We start from the raw sequence: 14,955 nt of genomic DNA, 5'->3' as shown, positions 1-14,955 counted from the left end.
CGCGCCCGATGTCGTCGGGTGCGGTGCGTCAGTCGGCGACGCAGACGTTGCCGCTGGTCGGGTTGAGCAGCCCGACGATGTCGATGGTGTTGCCACAGAGGTTGATGGGGAGGTGGATCGGGACCTGGATGACGTTGCCCGAGACGACACCCGGGGAGCCGACGGCCGCCCCCTTGGCGTTCGAGTCGGCGAGGGCGGTGCCGGAGACGCCGGCCAGCGCCGTGCCCACGGTGGCGGTGAGGGCCGCTGCCTTGGCGATTCGTGACATGGGGTGACACCTTCGTTCGGTCTGACAGGGTCGAGCTCACGGCCGCTGACGGCCGGGAGCCCGGATCAACGTCCGATCACCCCGAAGGTTTCGATTCGTGCGGCGGACGGGTGACCGGCCGCCGAACGGCCCCGCCGGGCCCCGGAAGGTGCCATGACGTCCGTGCGACGTCTGTACAGCCGCGCCCCGTACCGCGTACAACGCGTACAAGGGACGGACGGACGACCGGTGGGGAGGGGCGGGCCATGCGCGGGATCGCGATCGTCGGGGCGGGTCAGGCCGGACTGCATCTGGCGCTGGGGCTGCAGGGGGCCGGGGGCGGCTCTTCCGGTTACCGGGTGCTCCTGGTGTCCGACCGGACGCCCGGCGAGATCCGCGCCGGACGGGTCGTCTCGACACAGCAGATGTTCGCCCCGGCGCGGGCCCTGGAACGGGCGGCGGGGCTGAACCTGTGGGACGGCGAGGCGCCCTGGATCACCGGCGCCGGGCTGACCACCGCCGGCCCGGCGGGCACGGTCCTCCGCGCGTTCGGCGCCGCGCTGGACGAGCCGGCGCAGTCGGTGGACCTGCGGCTGAAGACCGCCCGCTGGCTGGAGCTGTTCGAGGAGCGCGGCGGGCGCGTCGAGTACCGCCCGGTGACCGCCGACGACCTGCCGGACCTCGCCGCCGCCCACGACCTGACCGTGCTCGCCTCCGGCCGCGGCGGGCTCGGGTCCGTCCTCGGCCGCGACCCCCGGCACAGCCCCCACGACCGGCCGCGGCGCGCCCTCGCCGTCGTCTACCTGCACGGCGTCCACCCACACCCGGAGGCGCCCGGCCGGCTGCGGATGACGTCCGTGCGGGGCGTCGGCGAGTTGTTCGTGATACCGGCCCTCACCCTCTCCGGCCCCTGCTCGATCCTGATGTGGGAGGCCGTGCCGGACGGCCCGTTCGACCGCTGGCGGGACTCGCCGGGCCCGGCGGAGCTCCTCGCCCGTTCGCTGGAGCTGATGCGGGAGTACGTCCCGTGGGAGTACGAGCTGTGCGCGGACGCCGAGCCGACGGACGCCGGTGCCGCCCTGACCGGGGCGGTCACCCCCGTCGTCCGGCACCCGGTGGCGGAAGTGGCCCCCGGGACACACGTGTTGGGCATGGCGGACGCCGTGGTGCTCAACGACCCGCTGGCCGGGCAGGGCTGCAACAGCGCGGCCCGCTGCGCCGACCGGTACCTGCGGGCGATCGTCGAGCGCGGCGACCGGCCGTTCGACCACGCCTGGATGTACGGGACGTTCGCGTCCTGGTGGGAGCACGCCCGGCACGCCGTCGCCTTCAGCGACCTGCTGCTCGGCCCGCCCCCGGACCATGTGCGGCGCGTCGCGCTCGCGGCGGCGGACCACCCGGAGGTCGCCCACCGCTACGTCAACGGCTTCGCCGACCCGGCCGGCTACCGCGACTGGCTGCTGGACGCCGACCGGGCGGACGCGTACCTGACGGCGGTCACGGGCCGGCCGGCCGCAGACTGACGGATGGGATCCGACGGGCGGTCCCCGGCGGGTGCGGCCTCACGGGCACGGCCCGGCGGGTGGCCGCTCGGCCCGTGCGTTAGCGTGACCGGGTGAGCACGACACCGGCCGCCCCGGCCACCGCACGGCACCGGCCCGCCCAGGGGCCCGTCGTAGCCGCGGTGTCCGTCGGCGGCGGGCTGGGCGCGGCGGCCCGCTACGGGGCCGGTCTGCTGTGGCCGACGCCGGACGGCGCCTTCCCCTGGACGACCTTCCTGGTCAACGCGACCGGCTGCGCCCTGATCGGCGTCCTGCTGGCGACTATCGCCGAGCGGGGTTCCCCCCACCGGCTGCTGCGCCCCTTCCTCGGCACCGGCGTGCTCGGCGGGTACACGACGTTCTCCACCTACGCCGTCGACGTCCGGCACTTCCTGGCGGACGGCCGGACGGCGACCGGGCTGCTGTACCTGGCCGCGACGCCGCTCGCCGCGCTGGCCGCGGTGTGGGCCGCGTCCGCCGTGACGCGCCGGCTGGTGCGGGGAGGCCGACGGTGATCCCGCGCGGCCCGGCGCTCCGGCTGACGGTGTACCTCGGCGAGTCCGACACCGCGCACGGCCGGCCGCTCGCCTCCGAGCTCGTGCACCGCGCCCACCGGGCCGGGCTGGCGGGCGCCAGCGTGTTCCGGGGCGTCGAGGGCTACGGTGCCTCGTCCCGCGTGCACACCGCGCGGCTGCTGTCGCTGAGCGAGGACCTGCCGGTGGCGGTGGTGATCGTGGACGTGCCGGAGCGGGTACGGGCGTTCCTGCCCGTCGTCGACGAGCTGCTGGACGAGGGGTCCGGCGGGCTCGTCACCCTGGACGAGGTCGAGGTCCACCGGGGGTGAACTGGCTGTTCGTCGTCGCCGGCGCCATGGTCGGCGCTCCGCTGCGCTACCTCGCCGACCGGGCCGTCCAGGCGCGGCACGACTCGGTGTTCCCCTGGGGGACGTTCACGGTCAACGTCGTCGGCTGCCTCGTGCTGGGGGTGCTGACGGCCGTCGCCCCGCAGGACGTCCGGCTGGGGCTGGGCACCGGGCTGTGCGGGGCACTGACCACGTACTCCACGTTCTCGTACGAGACGCTGCGGCTGGCGGAGGACGGGGCGCGGGGGCTGGCGGTGCTGAACGTGCTCGGGAGCGTGGCGGTGGGGCTGGGGGCGGCGTACGCGGGGGTGTGGCTCGGCGGGGCGGTCTAGCGCGGGCTGTTCTCACGGTTCCCGCCCGGCGCCGCCTGTTCATGAGTCCCGGCGCGGGCCTGTTCATGATTCCCGCCCGGCGCGGTCTCCTCACGACTCACGCCTCCCCCAAGTGCTCCAGCAGCACCCCCCACAACTCCCGTGCCGCGCGCGGCGGGGGCGCGTCCTTGCGGTGGGCCACCGCGACCGTCCGCCGCATCCGGTCGCCGTCGAACGGGGTGACGCGCAGCCCCGAGCGGGCGGCGACCATGCCGGGGACGACGGCGACGCCGAGCCCGGCGCGGACGAAGCCCAGGACGGCGTCCATCTCGCCGCCCTCCACCGTGAACGACGGCTCGAAACCGGCCGCCCGGCAGGCCGCGATGGTCATCTCCCGCAGGTCGTAGCCCCGCCGGAACATGACCATCGGCAGTCCGCGCAGGTCCTCCACCCGCATCCGGGCCCGGCGGACCGGTGGCGGGGCGGACGGGGAGGAGACGACGACCAGGTCCTCGTGGAGCAGCTCGGTGGTGGTCAGGGCGGGGGCGCCGACGCCCAGCGGGGTGATGATCACGGCCAGGTCGAGGGCGCCGGCGGCCAGGTCGCGGACCAGGTCGCGGGAGCCGCCCTCGTCGATGAACAGCTCGATCCCCGGGTAGCGCGCGTGGTAGGCGCGCAGCACGTCCGGGACCAGGCTGGCGCACAGGCTCGGCGGCGCGCCGAGCCGTACCCGGCCGCGCCGGAGCTGGGCGACCTCCTGGACCTCGCGCCGCGCGGTGTCGGTGTCGGCGAGGATGCGCCGGGCGAGGGGCAGCAGCGCCTCGCCCGCGTCGGTCAGCGTGATGTTGCCGCGCGCCCGGTGGAACAGGTCGGCACCCAGCTCCCGTTCCAGCGCCCGGATCTGCTGGGAGAGCGACGGCTGGGCGACGTGGAGGGTCTCTGCGGCGCGGGTGAAGTGACGTACTTCGGCCACCGTCGCGAAGTAGCGGAGCTGCTGGAGTTGCACGCCGACCAGGATAGATAGGCGTTCTCTATGGAAACCAGGCCCGTCATGTCTTGGACGCATGAATCTTGCCGACCTACTGTCGGCGGCATGGCACTGGCGTCCCGGACGGCGCGATCCCCGTCCCCCACCGAGCCCCCCTCCGAGCCCCCTTCGAAGCCCGCCGCCGGGCGGTCCCCGTCCTTCCTGGGCCTCCTGTGGCGCTCGACCGTCGGCAAGAAGGCGGTCATGGCGACCACCGGACTGATCATGCTGGCGTACCTGGTCGCCCACATGCTGGGTAACCTGAAGGTCTTCTTCGGGCCCGGGGAGTTCAACCACTACGGGCACTGGATCCGCACCATCGGCGAGCCCTTCCTGCACCGCACCTGGTTCCTGTGGCTGACGCGGGTGGTGCTCACGGCGTCCGTGGTGCTGCACGGCGTGGCCGCCTACCAGTTGAGCCGCCGGGACCTGGCCGCCCGCCCGGCGAAGTACGAGCGGAAGCGGGCCCGGGCGAGCTACGCCACCCGCACCATGCGCTGGGGCGGGGTGATCCTCGGTTTGTTCATCGTCTGGCACATCCTCGACCTCACCACCCTCACGGTGAACCCCAACGCCGAGGAGGGGCACCCGTACCAGAACCTGGTGGCGTCCTTCGACCGCTGGTACGTGAGCGCCTTCTACATCGCCGCGATGCTCGCCCTCGGCCTGCACATCCGGCACGGCTTCTGGAGCGCGGCCCAGACGCTGGGCGCCAACTCCCCGCGCCGGGACCGGGCGTTCAAGGTGATCGCCAACGGGCTGGCCGTCCTGCTGACCCTCGGCTTCCTCGCCGTCCCGATCGGCGTGCTGACAGGAATCGTGAGCTGACATGTCCCACCACGACGGCCACGACGGCCATGACGACCACGACGACCACGACGACCACGACGTCCGTTGGACGACCGGCGACCCGATCGCCGACACCAAGGCCCCCGACGGCCCGATCGCCGAGCGCTGGGACCGCCGCCGGTTCGAGGCCAAGCTCGTCAACCCGGCCAACCGCCGCAAGCAGACCGTCATCGTCGTCGGCACCGGCCTGGCGGGCGGCGCGGCCGGCGCCACCCTCGCCGAACAGGGCTACCACGTCGTCCAGTTCTGCTACCAGGACTCGCCGCGCCGGGCGCACTCCATCGCCGCCCAGGGCGGCATCAACGCGGCGAAGAACTACCGCAACGACGGCGACTCCGTCCACCGCCTCTTCTACGACACCGTCAAGGGCGGCGACTTCCGGGCCCGCGAGTCCAACGTGCACCGGCTCGCCCAGGTCTCCGTCGAGATCATCGACCAGTGCGTGGCCCAGGGCGTGCCGTTCGCCCGCGAGTACGGCGGGCTGCTCGACACCCGCTCGTTCGGCGGCGTCCAGGTGTCGCGGACGTTCTACGCCCGCGGCCAGACGGGCCAGCAGCTGCTGCTCGGCGCGTACCAGGCGCTGTCGCGGCAGATCGCGGCCGGGAACGTCGAGATGCACCCGCGCACGGAGATGCTCGACCTGATCGTCGTGGACGGGCGGGCGCGCGGCATCGTCGCCCGTGACCTGATCACGGGGGCCGTCCGGACGTACGTCGCCGACGCCGTGGTGCTGGCCACCGGCGGCTACGGCAACGTCTTCTACCTCTCGACGAACGCCAAGAACTCCAACGCCACGGCCATCTGGCGGGCGCACCGGCGCGGCGCGTACTTCGCCAACCCCTGCTTCACCCAGATCCACCCCACCTGCATCCCGCGCTCCGGCGACCACCAGTCCAAGCTGACGCTGATGAGCGAGTCGCTGCGCAACGACGGCCGCATCTGGGTGCCGAAGGCGCAGGGCGACACGCGCCCGCCGGCGGAGATCCCGGAGGACGAGCGCGACTACTACCTGGAGCGGATCTACCCGTCCTTCGGCAACCTCGTCCCGCGCGACATCGCCTCGCGCGCCGCGAAGAACGTCTGCGACGAGGGGCGCGGCGTCGGCCCCGGCGGGCAGGGCGTCTATCTGGACTTCGCGGACGCGATCCGGCGGATGGGCCGGAAGGCGGTGGAGGCGAAGTACGGCAACCTCTTCGAGATGTACGAGCGGATCACCGCCGAGGACCCGTACGAGGTGCCGATGCGCATCTACCCGGCGATCCACTACACGATGGGCGGTCTGTGGGTCGACTACGACCTCCAGACGACCGTTCCGGGCCTGTTCGCGATCGGCGAGGCCAACTTCTCGGACCACGGCGCCAACCGGCTCGGCGCGTCCGCCCTGATGCAGGGCCTGGCCGACGGCTACTTCGTCCTGCCGTCGACGATCAACGACTACCTGGCCCGGCACCCGCACACCCCCGTCCCGGAGGACCACCCGGCGGTGACGGAGGCGGTCGGCGAGGCCACCGACCGCCTCGCCCGCCTCCTGTCCGTCGACGGCGACCGGACGCCCGACTCGTTCCACCGCGAGCTGGGCGAACTGCTGTGGGACGAGTGCGGCATGGCGCGGACGGAGAGCGGCCTGCGCAAGGCGCTGGACCGCATCCCGTCGCTGCGGGAGGAGTTCTGGCGCCGGATCAAGGTCCCCGGGACGGGCGAGGAGCTCAACCAGTCCCTGGAGAAGGCGAACCGGATCGTCGACTACCTGGAACTGGCCGAGCTGATGTGCCTGGACGCGCTGCACCGCGCCGAGTCCTGCGGCGGCCACTTCCGGGAGGAGAGCCAGACGCCGGAGGGCGAGGCGGCGCGCAAGGACGACGAGTTCTCGTACGCGGCCGCCTGGGAGTTCACCGGCACGGGTGCCCCGCCGGTGCTCCACAAGGAAGACCTGACCTTCGAGTACGTCCACCCCACCCAGCGGAGCTACGCGTGAACCTCACCCTGCGCATCTGGCGCCAGCGCGACCCCGGCTCGCCCGGCGCCATGACCACCTACGAGGTCAGGGGCATCAGCGAGGACATGTCCTTCCTGGAGATGCTCGACCACCTCAACGAGGAGCTGATCCTCGCCGGCGACGAGCCCGTCGCCTTCGACCACGACTGCCGCGAGGGCATCTGCGGCGCCTGCGGCATGGTCATCAACGGCCAGGCCCACGGCCCGGAGCGCACCACGACCTGCCAGCTCCACATGCGCCACTTCACGGACGGCGACACCATCGACGTCGAGCCGTGGCGGGCCGCGGCGTTCCCGGTCGTGAAGGACCTGGTCGTCGACCGCTCGGCGTTCGACCGCATCATCGGCGCCGGCGGCTACGTCTCCGTCCCCACCGGCTCCGCCCCCGAGGCCCACGCCACCCCGGTCCCCAAGCCGGCCGCCGACCTCGCCTTCGAACACGCCGAGTGCATAGGCTGCGGCGCCTGCGTAGCCGCCTGCCCCAACGGCTCCGCCATGCTCTTCACCTCCGCGAAGGTCGTCCACCTCAACGTCCTCCCCCAGGGCGGCCCGGAGCGGGAGTCCCGCGTCCTCGACATGATCGGCACCATGGACACCGAGGGCTTCGGCGGCTGCACCAACACCGGCGAATGCGCCACGGCCTGCCCGAAGGGCATCCCCCTGACGGCGATCGGGCGCATGAACCGGGAGTACTTGCGGGCTTCGGTGAAGGGGCGGGGCAAGTAGGAAGGTGCCACGAGCAGGGCTGAATGCCGAACGATCACCATACGGTGAGCGCCCGTACCGCACTCACGGCACCTCGGGAACGGGGTCCGCGAGCTGCGTTTCGGGCTCGGCGGCAACGCCCTGCGAGTGACATACTGGCTGGCTCCTGAACGCCGCATCGTGCTGCTGACCGTTTTCCGCAAGGAGCGGATGCGGGAGGACGTCGAGGTCAAACGAGCGCTGATCGCCCAGCAACGGTGTGCGGCAGAGCACCCACCGGCTCACGAGGACTACCACCGCCAGACCGCCGAGGAGGAGCGATGAACCACACACGCTGGCGGCTCGCCCGCGAGACCGAGATGCGCCACGGGCACAGTGAGCCCCCCGCCGTGATCGCCGAACGCGAGCAGATCCGGCTGGCCATGGCGCTCGGCCAACTGGTGTACGACCGCAGGACCGCGCTGGGCCTGAGCGAGGACGATCTCGCCGCACGGCTCGGTACGACGGCGGAGGAGGTCGAACACATCGAGGTCGGCGGCGTTCTCCCGATGACGTCGGACCTGCTGCTCAGGCTTGCCGCCGCTCTGGATGTCACGGTGGACGTGCATCTCGCTCCGACGGGCAGCGAGGTCACCTTCGAGACCGACGCCGCGTAGACCGACGCCGCACAGGAAGCCGAGCCTCGTCATGCAACGCGTTGCGCGGGCTCCGAACCGGGTGCGTTCGTCTCTTCGGGCGGCGGGCGGGGGCGCTTAGCATGGGGCGTATGAGTGAGCAGCTGCCGGCCTCCGGCGATGACGGGTCCGTGCGCGCCTCGCACGCCGAGCGGGACGCGGTCGTGGAGCGGTTGAACGAGGCGGCGGCCGAAGGGCGGCTGGACTTCGGCGAGTTGGACGAGCGGGTGGAGCGGGCGCTGAGTGCCCGGACGCATGGGGAGCTCGCCGCGCTCACCGCCGATCTGCCCGTCCGGCCGGGCGCGGATCCGGCCAAGCCGCTGACGCTCAAGGGCGGTATGCACGGCGCGAAGCGCGAGGGTTACTGGACGGTGCCCGCGCGGATCGTCGCCCACGGCGGCATGGGCGGCGTCGTCCTCGACTTCACCGCGGCCGAGTGCCGGCTGCCGGAGGTCGCGGTGGAGGCGGAAGGCGGCATGGGCGGTGTCGTGCTCGTCGTCCCCGAGGGCTGGGGTGTGAACACCGACGGCATGGAGGGCGGGGTCAGGGACAAGACCGCCACCACGCCCCGGCTCCCCGGCACTCCCCTGATCAGGATCAGCGGAACGCCGGGCATGGCGGGCGTCGTCGTCCGCCACCCCAAGCGGCGCGAACTGCGGCGGAGCAAGCGGCGCACGGAGCTTACGCAGGGCTGAGGTTGTCCAAGGCCAAGGTTGTCCAGGGCTGAGGCTCCTCCAAGGCTCAGGTCCTCCAAGCCATTGCCGGGCGACCGGTGGGCAACTCCGGGAACCCGGGTCCTTCCTCGCACGACTCCCTTGAAGTCAGCTGATCACCAAGGGGGTTTGGATGACTACGGCCATGCATTCGGCAGTACAGCCGTCGCGCCGCGGGGTGCTGGGGGCGGCGGCCACGGGCGCTCTCGCCGTGGGACTCGGTGGGGCGGGCGGCCCGGCCGCCGCCTCGCCGTACCGCGACGACCGGGTCGACCAGGGCGCTCGGGGTGACGGCCTACCGGTGGGCGGGAGCCCGCGCAGAACGGTCGCGATCCTGCTCTACGACGGCTTCACCGCGCTGGACGCGGTCGGCCCCTACGAGATGCTCTGCCGCCTGCCCGACGTCCGCGTCGTCACCGTCGCCCACCGCCCGGGCCCCGTGCGCACGGACACCGGGCAGCTCGCCCTGACCGCCGAGCGGGCCCTCGCGGACGTACGCCGCGCCGACGTCCTCCTCGTTCCCGGCGGCGGCAACCGCGGCACGATCGCCACCATGGAGGACCGGGCGGTCCTGAACTGGATCCGCCTACTGCACCGCCGTACGACGTGGACCACCTCCGTCTGCACCGGCTCCCTGATCCTCGGCTCCGCCGGGCTGCTGAAAGGGCTGCCCGCGACGACGTACTGGGCCTCCCGCCCCTACCTGGCGAAGCTCGGCGCCGTCTGGACGCCCGGCCGCTTCGTCGAGACGGGCCGGATCATCACGGCGGCCGGCGTCTCGGCCGGCCTCGACATGGGCCTCCACCTCGTCGCCCGCCTCTGCGACGACGTCACCGCCCGGGCGACGCAGCTCGCCGTCGAGTACGACCCGCACCCGCCGTTCGACTCCGGCAGCCCCGAGAAGGCGGACGAGACGACGCGGCGGCTCGCGCTCGAACTGATCGACGACGCGGCGGTACCGGCGGCCTGACAGGGCCTGACAGGGCCTAACCGCGTCATGGACGCCTCAGGGGCAGGTGTGACCCATGGGGCGACGGCCGATGACGGCGATGCCGTGGATCGGGTCCTTGCCCGCACAGAAGTTGACGTCAGGGCCGCCGTTACGGGTGGGGGTGCACGAGAGGCCGACCGGGGTATCCGGGTTCTGCAGGTGGACGCCGAGGGGCTGGAGGACGGACGCCACGTCGGCGTCCCGCGCGGTACCGACGCTCCGGCAGCGCATGGGCGTCGTGGAACCGTCGGCCGCGAGCGCTTGCCCGGCGGTGACGGGCGGGGACAGGACGAGAGCTGCGGCGGCCGAGAGACCGGCGAGGCAGTGGGCGGTCGTCTTCTTCACGTTCACGGGAGTCCTTCGAGCGGCGGCCGGTGGCCGGCGGTTGACGCGTTTCTCGTTCAACCGTTGCTCCGCCGGTATCGAACCAACCCGCCCGCGAACGGGAACCACCCGATGGAGGGCATCGGCGTCACCTCCCCGCATTTTCACCATAGAGCCGGGAGGGGGAGTTGCCGCAAGACCGGGTCAGCGCCGCAGAATCGGGCTCCCGGCCGTGTCCGTCGGCCGGAGCGTGTGCGAGCGACGGGGGTTGTTGCGATGCGCGTACTGCTGTCGACCATCGGGACGCGGGGCGAGGTCCAGCCGATGGTGGCCCTGGCCACCGCGCTCCGGACGCTCGGCGCGGAGGCGCGCCTGTGCGTGCCGCCGGACTTCGGGGAGTGGGTGGAGGGGCTCGGGTTCCCCGTGGTGCCCATCGGTCCCGCGTTGCGCGGCACCGCGTCCGGGAACGGTTTCCGGCCCACGCCCGAGCGGCTGCTAGAGCTGGCGGAGGGCACGGTCGTCACACAGTTCGCCACGCTGCCGGTTGCGGCCCGGGGCTGCGACGCCGTCGTGGCGGGCGGGGGCCTCCAGATCGCCGCCCGCTCGGTGGCGGAGGCGGCCGGCATCCGCTACGTCCACGTCTCGTACTGTCCGGTGACCCTCCCCTCCCCGCACCACGCCCCTCCCCCGCTGGCCCTCCAGGGCCGGCCTCTCGCCCCCGACGACGCCGACCACCGCGCCCTCTGGGCCGAGGACGCCGCCCACGTCAATGCCACCTTCCGCGCCGCCCTCAACTCCGGCCGGGCGACGGCGTTCGGCGCGTCCGGCCCGTTCGGCCTGCCGCCGGTCGATGACGTACGCGGCCACATGCTCGGCGACGTGCCGTGGCTCGCCGCCGATCCGGTGCTGGGGCCGTGGCCCGGCGGGGAGGTTCTGGGTACGACGAGCGCAAGGGGTGCGACGGGAGGGACGGGTGCGGCAGGTATGACGGGTACGGCGGGTCCGCCCTGGCAGCCGGGCGCCTGGCTGCTTCCCGACGGCACCCCGCTCTCCCCCTCCTTGGAGGACTTCCTCGCCGCCGGCGAACCACCCGTCTTCTTCGGCTTCGGCAGCGTCCGCGCCACCCCCGGCCTCCCCGAGGCGATGATCGGCGCGGCCCGCGCGGTCGGCCGGCGGGCGCTCGTGTCGCGCGGCTGGGCCGGGTTGTCCCTCGTGGACGACGCCGAGGACTGCTTCCTCGTCGGCGACGTCAACCAGCGCGCCCTGTTCCCCCGCGTCGCGGCCGCCGTCCACCACGGCGGCGCGGGGACGACCACGGCGGCCGCGTCGGCCGGGGTCCCGCAGGTCGTCGCCCCGCAGATGTACGACCAGCACTACTGGGCCCGCCGCGTCCACGAACTCGGCGTCGGCGCCGCACACCCGCCCACCCCGCCGACCGCCGACTCCCTGACCGCCGCCCTCCGGCACGCCCTCCACCCGGACACGGCCGCCCGCGCCCGTACCGTCGCCGCCACGATCCACACGGACGGCGCCCGGCGCGCGGCGGAACGTCTGGTGGCGGGGACGGGGTGAGGGGGGTGGAGTGAGGGGGCCGTGATGAGGGGGCGACGAACCTCACCGGGCTGCGTGGCAACGGCACGGACCGGTTCGTGAACGTGGGCCGCGACCGCACCGGTGGCGGCAGCCGGCCGATCGAGTGGCCGTACCGGCGGACCGGCGACGGGACGCGGGGCATCAACGACTCGTTCCACTTCCACCTACTTCCACCCGCGCTTCTGCGCGCGGAACCCGGCTCCCCGCGCACGGGGGCCGACGACCGCCGTCCCCGTGACGGACGCCGTCGGCCCCGACTCCGCCTGCCCGGGCACCTCCCGCCACAGCGCCGCGTACGCGGTGAACCGCCGTACGCCGCAACGGCAACAGGTCGCGACCCCGCTCCGGGCCACCACCCACTCTGCGGACGGGTGCCCGCATCCCGTCGCCATCACTAGTGCACCCACCGGTGGTGCCGCCCCATCGCCACGATCCACCCCTGCGCGGCGACCCGGTCGCCCTGCCGCGAGGCGGCGTAGTACGCCTCCCGAATCCGCCGGCACTCGACGCAAGGCGCGGGGCGGCGGGACGCGGGGGGCGGGGGCGGCGGGAGGGCGGCTTCGGGCATGGGGGTACCCCTTCCGGAGGTCGATCACCTGGTGTGCTCTCAGGGTTGCGCTCCGCGAGTACGCTCCGGAAGGGGAGCAACCATAACTCCGCAGGGGTTATGAACAAGAGGGGCATACAGGGCATGACCGCAGAAGACGACTCGCTACCGGACCCCACCTCGTCGATGCTCGCCTTCTTCGGCTCCGAGCTGAACCGGATCCGAAGGAAGGCGGGGAAGTCTCAGACCCAGGCCGCCGAAATGGCCCACACGACGCAGGCGATGATCAGCTACGTCGAGCGGGCCAAGCGGGTGCCGTCGGAGCCGCTGGCACGCGACCTCGATGCGGCGTTCGGGACGGACGGGCACTTCGAGCGGCTGCACCCGCTGGTGATCAAGTTCGCTTATCCGAGCTGGTTCCTGCCGTACGTGGAGATGGAACGCGAGGCCGTCTCGCTGAGCATTTTCAACAACCAGTTGATCCACGGACTGTTGCAGACCGAGGAGTACGCCAGGGCCGTGCTGGCCGGAGGGCGGCCGGATAGCCTGGAAGACCTGGTAGCGGCTCGTATGACCCGTCAAGACATCTTCGAAAAGGAGACGCCGCCGCACGCTTGGTTTGTTCTGGATGAATACGCACTCGCTCGGCCATACCCCGGCCCTGCGGCCATGAGAGAGCAGTTGCAACACTTGTTGACGGTCGGCGAGCGTCCCCGCACCGTCATCCAGATCATCCCCCGAAACGCTCCACCGCATCCTGGCGTGAACGGCTCGTTCAACATCCTGAGCTTCGAAACCGGCGCCGACGTCCTGCACGTCGATGGCATCACCCGAGGCCACATGACCGCAGACCCGGCTGAAGTACTCGTTGCCAGCCGTTCGTATGATCTGATCAGGGCGGTTGCGCTCTCGCCACGGGAATCCGCTGACGTGATCCGGACGCATCTGAAGGAGTTGAGCCCGTGATGTATACCCGCAAGTCCGTTGTGGATATGGCGATAGGCACCGATAGCCTCGTAGGCACGCCCTGGATCAAGTCCAGTTACAGCGGTACGCACGGCGGTGACTGCCTGGAGTGGGCTCCCGCCCATGCCCACACAGGCACCGTCCCCATAAGAGACAGCAAGACCCCTGACAGCCCAGCCCTCCTCCTCCCCGCCCCCGCGTGGACCGCGTTCCTGCGCATGGTCGCGACGCCGGGCAACTGACCGACATGCGGCGACGACTGCGACAACGGCGGCGCCGAACAAGCGCCGCCGCCGCGCAGCCGCAATGCCACGCGACTGCGCTCGGCTACCGAGCGCCTCCCATGAACGGATCAGGCAGGAACCACTGGTTCGCCCACTCCCATGAACTCCGCCTGCTTCAGCGAGGCGTTGTCGGCCGTGTTGCCAGGGCCTCCGGCGGTCCTGATGACCTCGCCGCCGCAGTGGGCGACGATCGAGCTGCCGCCACCGTCGGTTCATCACGCGACCGCTGTGGGGCGCCGCTCGCCACATGCACACTCACCAAAGCTTCCAGCGCTCCAAGCCTCCGCCTCGGAACCGCCCCTGCACAACCGGCCAGCCGTCCGGCCGGTGCGCGCGTCGGCATCGCGTGCCGCGGCTAGGACCCGCTCGTTCCCTGGCCGGTCCAGACGGCGAGGCCGCCTCCGGGGAGCGATACGAAGCGCCGCCCTGTCGGGCCCGTGATTTGCCACGCCTCGAAGGACGGATCGGACGGGCAGGTCAGGTGATGGCCGGTGTCGAAGACGAGACGCAGGGCGCCGGACTTGAACGCGACCGCCGACAGGACTTTCGCTCCGAAGAGATCCAGGGCCGCTGCCACGTCCTGCGTTCCCGGATTCAGCGGCACGGACGGGTTGGTACGGGCCGATCCGCGCGAAAGGCCGGCGGGTGTTTCCAGTGCGACTTCCCACTCCGAGTCGAGGGCCAGCACGAGCCGGAAGTCCACGCTGATCTTCGATACGGCCATGCCGCGAAGGTTTAGGACCCACCGGTCCGCGTATTCGGCAGGGTCCTCCTCAGTGCTCACTCATGCCGCTCTGCTTGATCGAACAGCCGGCAGCCATGGGATTTCCGGTGCCCGGACGACCGCCGGCCGGGTGCCCTCGCCCATGACGTAGCAGTACGCGGACCGCACCGGTCCGGTGACGCGCGAGGCGGGGAGTCGACGGTCCCACCCGAACGCCCGGCTGAGGAATCGATACGGCCGTTCCCGTAGGAGAGACATCACGCGTGCCGGTACGGCGAACGGGAAGCACTGCTCCGTCAGCCTCCCTTACGGAAGGCGAGCTCATGCTCCTCCCGAACGTCGGCCTTCTCCTCGCGGGTGTCGGTCACCTACTCGTTCTGGGCGTGGGCAACGTGCTGCACCTGGCCGGTGTCCACCTCCAGGAACACTCAACTCCTCAGGGACGAAGGCCCGTTTCTCAAGGAGCGGCTGCGTCCCCGAGGCGTGCCCGGGAAATCAGGTGCCCGGGGTCCCTCGGTCGGGTGGTTTGGAACCGGCCCTTCGCCATAACGTCGAGCCGACCGGAAGGATCGGTCTGCTGTCGCCGTCGCGAGGGGCATCCG

19 protein-coding genes and 1 pseudogene are annotated in these 14,955 nt (G+C 72.2%); 14 read left to right on the top strand and 6 right to left on the bottom strand.

The window, feature by feature from the left end; translation table 11 throughout:
• Positions 1 to 28: 28 nt before the first annotated feature.
• Complete coding sequence (locus ACH4PU_RS29490) at positions 29 to 268, bottom strand: chaplin (protein ID WP_398278552.1); 240 nt, start codon at positions 266 to 268, stop codon at positions 29 to 31.
• Between the two features lie 245 nt (positions 269 to 513).
• On the opposite strand from ACH4PU_RS29490, the gene ACH4PU_RS29485 reads away from it, so the two are divergent.
• From ACH4PU_RS29485 to crcB, 4 genes are all read left to right on the top strand, one after another.
• Complete coding sequence (locus ACH4PU_RS29485; protein ID WP_398278549.1) at positions 514 to 1,770, top strand: styrene monooxygenase/indole monooxygenase family protein; 1,257 nt, start codon at positions 514 to 516, stop codon at positions 1,768 to 1,770.
• Positions 1,771 to 1,862: 92 nt separating this feature from the next.
• Positions 1,863 to 2,303 carry a fluoride efflux transporter FluC gene (locus tag ACH4PU_RS29480; RefSeq protein ID WP_398278546.1) on the top strand — a complete coding sequence of 147 codons (441 nt, stop codon included), beginning with the start codon at positions 1,863 to 1,865 and terminating at the stop codon, positions 2,301 to 2,303.
• A complete protein-coding gene (locus ACH4PU_RS29475; protein WP_004954959.1) occupies positions 2,300 to 2,632 on the top strand; it encodes a DUF190 domain-containing protein in 333 nt (110 codons plus the stop codon). Before ACH4PU_RS29480 ends, ACH4PU_RS29475 begins: the two co-directional genes overlap by 4 nt.
• Positions 2,629 to 2,982, top strand: coding sequence for a fluoride efflux transporter CrcB (gene crcB, locus ACH4PU_RS29470; protein WP_398278542.1), 354 nt, complete (start codon positions 2,629 to 2,631; stop codon positions 2,980 to 2,982). The genes ACH4PU_RS29475 and crcB overlap by 4 nt, the downstream gene beginning before the upstream one ends.
• A 97-nt stretch (positions 2,983 to 3,079) precedes the next feature.
• On the opposite strand, the gene ACH4PU_RS29465 is transcribed toward crcB, so the two are convergent.
• A complete protein-coding gene (locus ACH4PU_RS29465) occupies positions 3,080 to 3,967 on the bottom strand; it encodes a LysR substrate-binding domain-containing protein (RefSeq protein ID WP_398278539.1) in 888 nt (295 codons plus the stop codon).
• Between the two features lie 87 nt (positions 3,968 to 4,054).
• Between ACH4PU_RS29465 and ACH4PU_RS29460 the strand changes: the two genes are divergently transcribed.
• The 7 genes and pseudogenes from ACH4PU_RS29460 (at position 4,055) to ACH4PU_RS29430 (ending at position 9,894) form a co-directional block, all read left to right on the top strand.
• Positions 4,055 to 4,816 (top strand): succinate dehydrogenase cytochrome b subunit, encoded by a 762-nt coding sequence (locus tag ACH4PU_RS29460; protein ID WP_398278536.1) that lies wholly within the window; start codon positions 4,055 to 4,057, stop codon positions 4,814 to 4,816.
• Position 4,817: 1 nt separating this feature from the next.
• Positions 4,818 to 6,812 carry a fumarate reductase/succinate dehydrogenase flavoprotein subunit gene (locus ACH4PU_RS29455; protein ID WP_398278533.1) on the top strand — a complete coding sequence of 665 codons (1,995 nt, stop codon included), beginning with the start codon at positions 4,818 to 4,820 and terminating at the stop codon, positions 6,810 to 6,812.
• Positions 6,809 to 7,558 carry a succinate dehydrogenase/fumarate reductase iron-sulfur subunit gene (locus ACH4PU_RS29450; protein WP_398278530.1) on the top strand — a complete coding sequence of 250 codons (750 nt, stop codon included), beginning with the start codon at positions 6,809 to 6,811 and terminating at the stop codon, positions 7,556 to 7,558. The genes ACH4PU_RS29455 and ACH4PU_RS29450 overlap by 4 nt, the downstream gene beginning before the upstream one ends.
• Positions 7,559 to 7,624: 66 nt before the next feature.
• Positions 7,625 to 7,861, top strand: a pseudogene (locus ACH4PU_RS29445) (type II toxin-antitoxin system RelE/ParE family toxin); the annotation flags it as partial.
• Positions 7,858 to 8,193 carry a helix-turn-helix domain-containing protein gene (locus ACH4PU_RS29440; protein ID WP_398278527.1) on the top strand — a complete coding sequence of 112 codons (336 nt, stop codon included), beginning with the start codon at positions 7,858 to 7,860 and terminating at the stop codon, positions 8,191 to 8,193. The pseudogene ACH4PU_RS29445 and the gene ACH4PU_RS29440, both read left to right, overlap by 4 nt.
• Before the next feature lie 110 nt (positions 8,194 to 8,303).
• Positions 8,304 to 8,906 carry a DUF1707 domain-containing protein gene (locus ACH4PU_RS29435; RefSeq protein WP_398278524.1) on the top strand — a complete coding sequence of 201 codons (603 nt, stop codon included), beginning with the start codon at positions 8,304 to 8,306 and terminating at the stop codon, positions 8,904 to 8,906.
• 151 nt (positions 8,907 to 9,057) lie between these two features.
• Positions 9,058 to 9,894 carry a DJ-1/PfpI family protein gene (locus tag ACH4PU_RS29430; protein ID WP_398278521.1) on the top strand — a complete coding sequence of 279 codons (837 nt, stop codon included), beginning with the start codon at positions 9,058 to 9,060 and terminating at the stop codon, positions 9,892 to 9,894.
• 36 nt (positions 9,895 to 9,930) lie between these two features.
• Here ACH4PU_RS29430 and ACH4PU_RS29425 read toward each other — a convergent pair whose 3' ends face one another.
• Entirely contained in the window at positions 9,931 to 10,260 is a 330-nt protein-coding gene (locus tag ACH4PU_RS29425; RefSeq protein ID WP_398278517.1) for a hydrophobin family protein, read from the bottom strand.
• Positions 10,261 to 10,515: 255 nt separating this feature from the next.
• Here ACH4PU_RS29425 and ACH4PU_RS29420 point away from each other — a divergent pair, with 255 nt between their 5' ends.
• Positions 10,516 to 11,811 carry a glycosyltransferase gene (locus tag ACH4PU_RS29420; protein WP_398278514.1) on the top strand — a complete coding sequence of 432 codons (1,296 nt, stop codon included), beginning with the start codon at positions 10,516 to 10,518 and terminating at the stop codon, positions 11,809 to 11,811.
• Between the two features lie 185 nt (positions 11,812 to 11,996).
• Here ACH4PU_RS29420 and ACH4PU_RS29415 read toward each other — a convergent pair whose 3' ends face one another.
• Positions 11,997 to 12,224, bottom strand: coding sequence for a DUF6255 family natural product biosynthesis protein (locus ACH4PU_RS29415; RefSeq protein WP_398278511.1), 228 nt, complete (start codon positions 12,222 to 12,224; stop codon positions 11,997 to 11,999).
• A gap of 2 nt (positions 12,225 to 12,226) precedes the next feature.
• Positions 12,227 to 12,400 (bottom strand): hypothetical protein, encoded by a 174-nt coding sequence (locus ACH4PU_RS29410; protein ID WP_185944889.1) that lies wholly within the window; start codon positions 12,398 to 12,400, stop codon positions 12,227 to 12,229.
• 123 nt (positions 12,401 to 12,523) lie between these two features.
• Between ACH4PU_RS29410 and ACH4PU_RS29405 the strand changes: the two genes are divergently transcribed.
• Positions 12,524 to 13,345: a helix-turn-helix domain-containing protein gene (locus ACH4PU_RS29405; protein ID WP_398278507.1), complete on the top strand. Its 822-nt coding sequence runs from the start codon at positions 12,524 to 12,526 to the stop codon at positions 13,343 to 13,345.
• A complete protein-coding gene (locus ACH4PU_RS29400) occupies positions 13,345 to 13,587 on the top strand; it encodes a DUF397 domain-containing protein (protein ID WP_398278722.1) in 243 nt (80 codons plus the stop codon). Before ACH4PU_RS29405 ends, ACH4PU_RS29400 begins: the two co-directional genes overlap by 1 nt.
• Positions 13,588 to 13,984: 397 nt before the next feature.
• Here ACH4PU_RS29400 and ACH4PU_RS29395 read toward each other — a convergent pair whose 3' ends face one another.
• The gene (locus ACH4PU_RS29395) at positions 13,985 to 14,413 is read right to left on the bottom strand and encodes a DUF6188 family protein (protein ID WP_398278504.1); all 429 of its coding nucleotides are present in this window, start codon (positions 14,411 to 14,413) and stop codon (positions 13,985 to 13,987) included.
• Positions 14,414 to 14,955: the final 542 nt, after the last annotated feature.

This window comes from Streptomyces sp. NPDC021100 (assembly GCF_044333095.1).
GTDB lineage: Bacteria > Actinomycetota > Actinomycetes > Streptomycetales > Streptomycetaceae > Streptomyces.
Note: the sequence above shows the minus strand (reverse complement) of the source record. Positions and strands in the feature narration are given on the sequence as shown.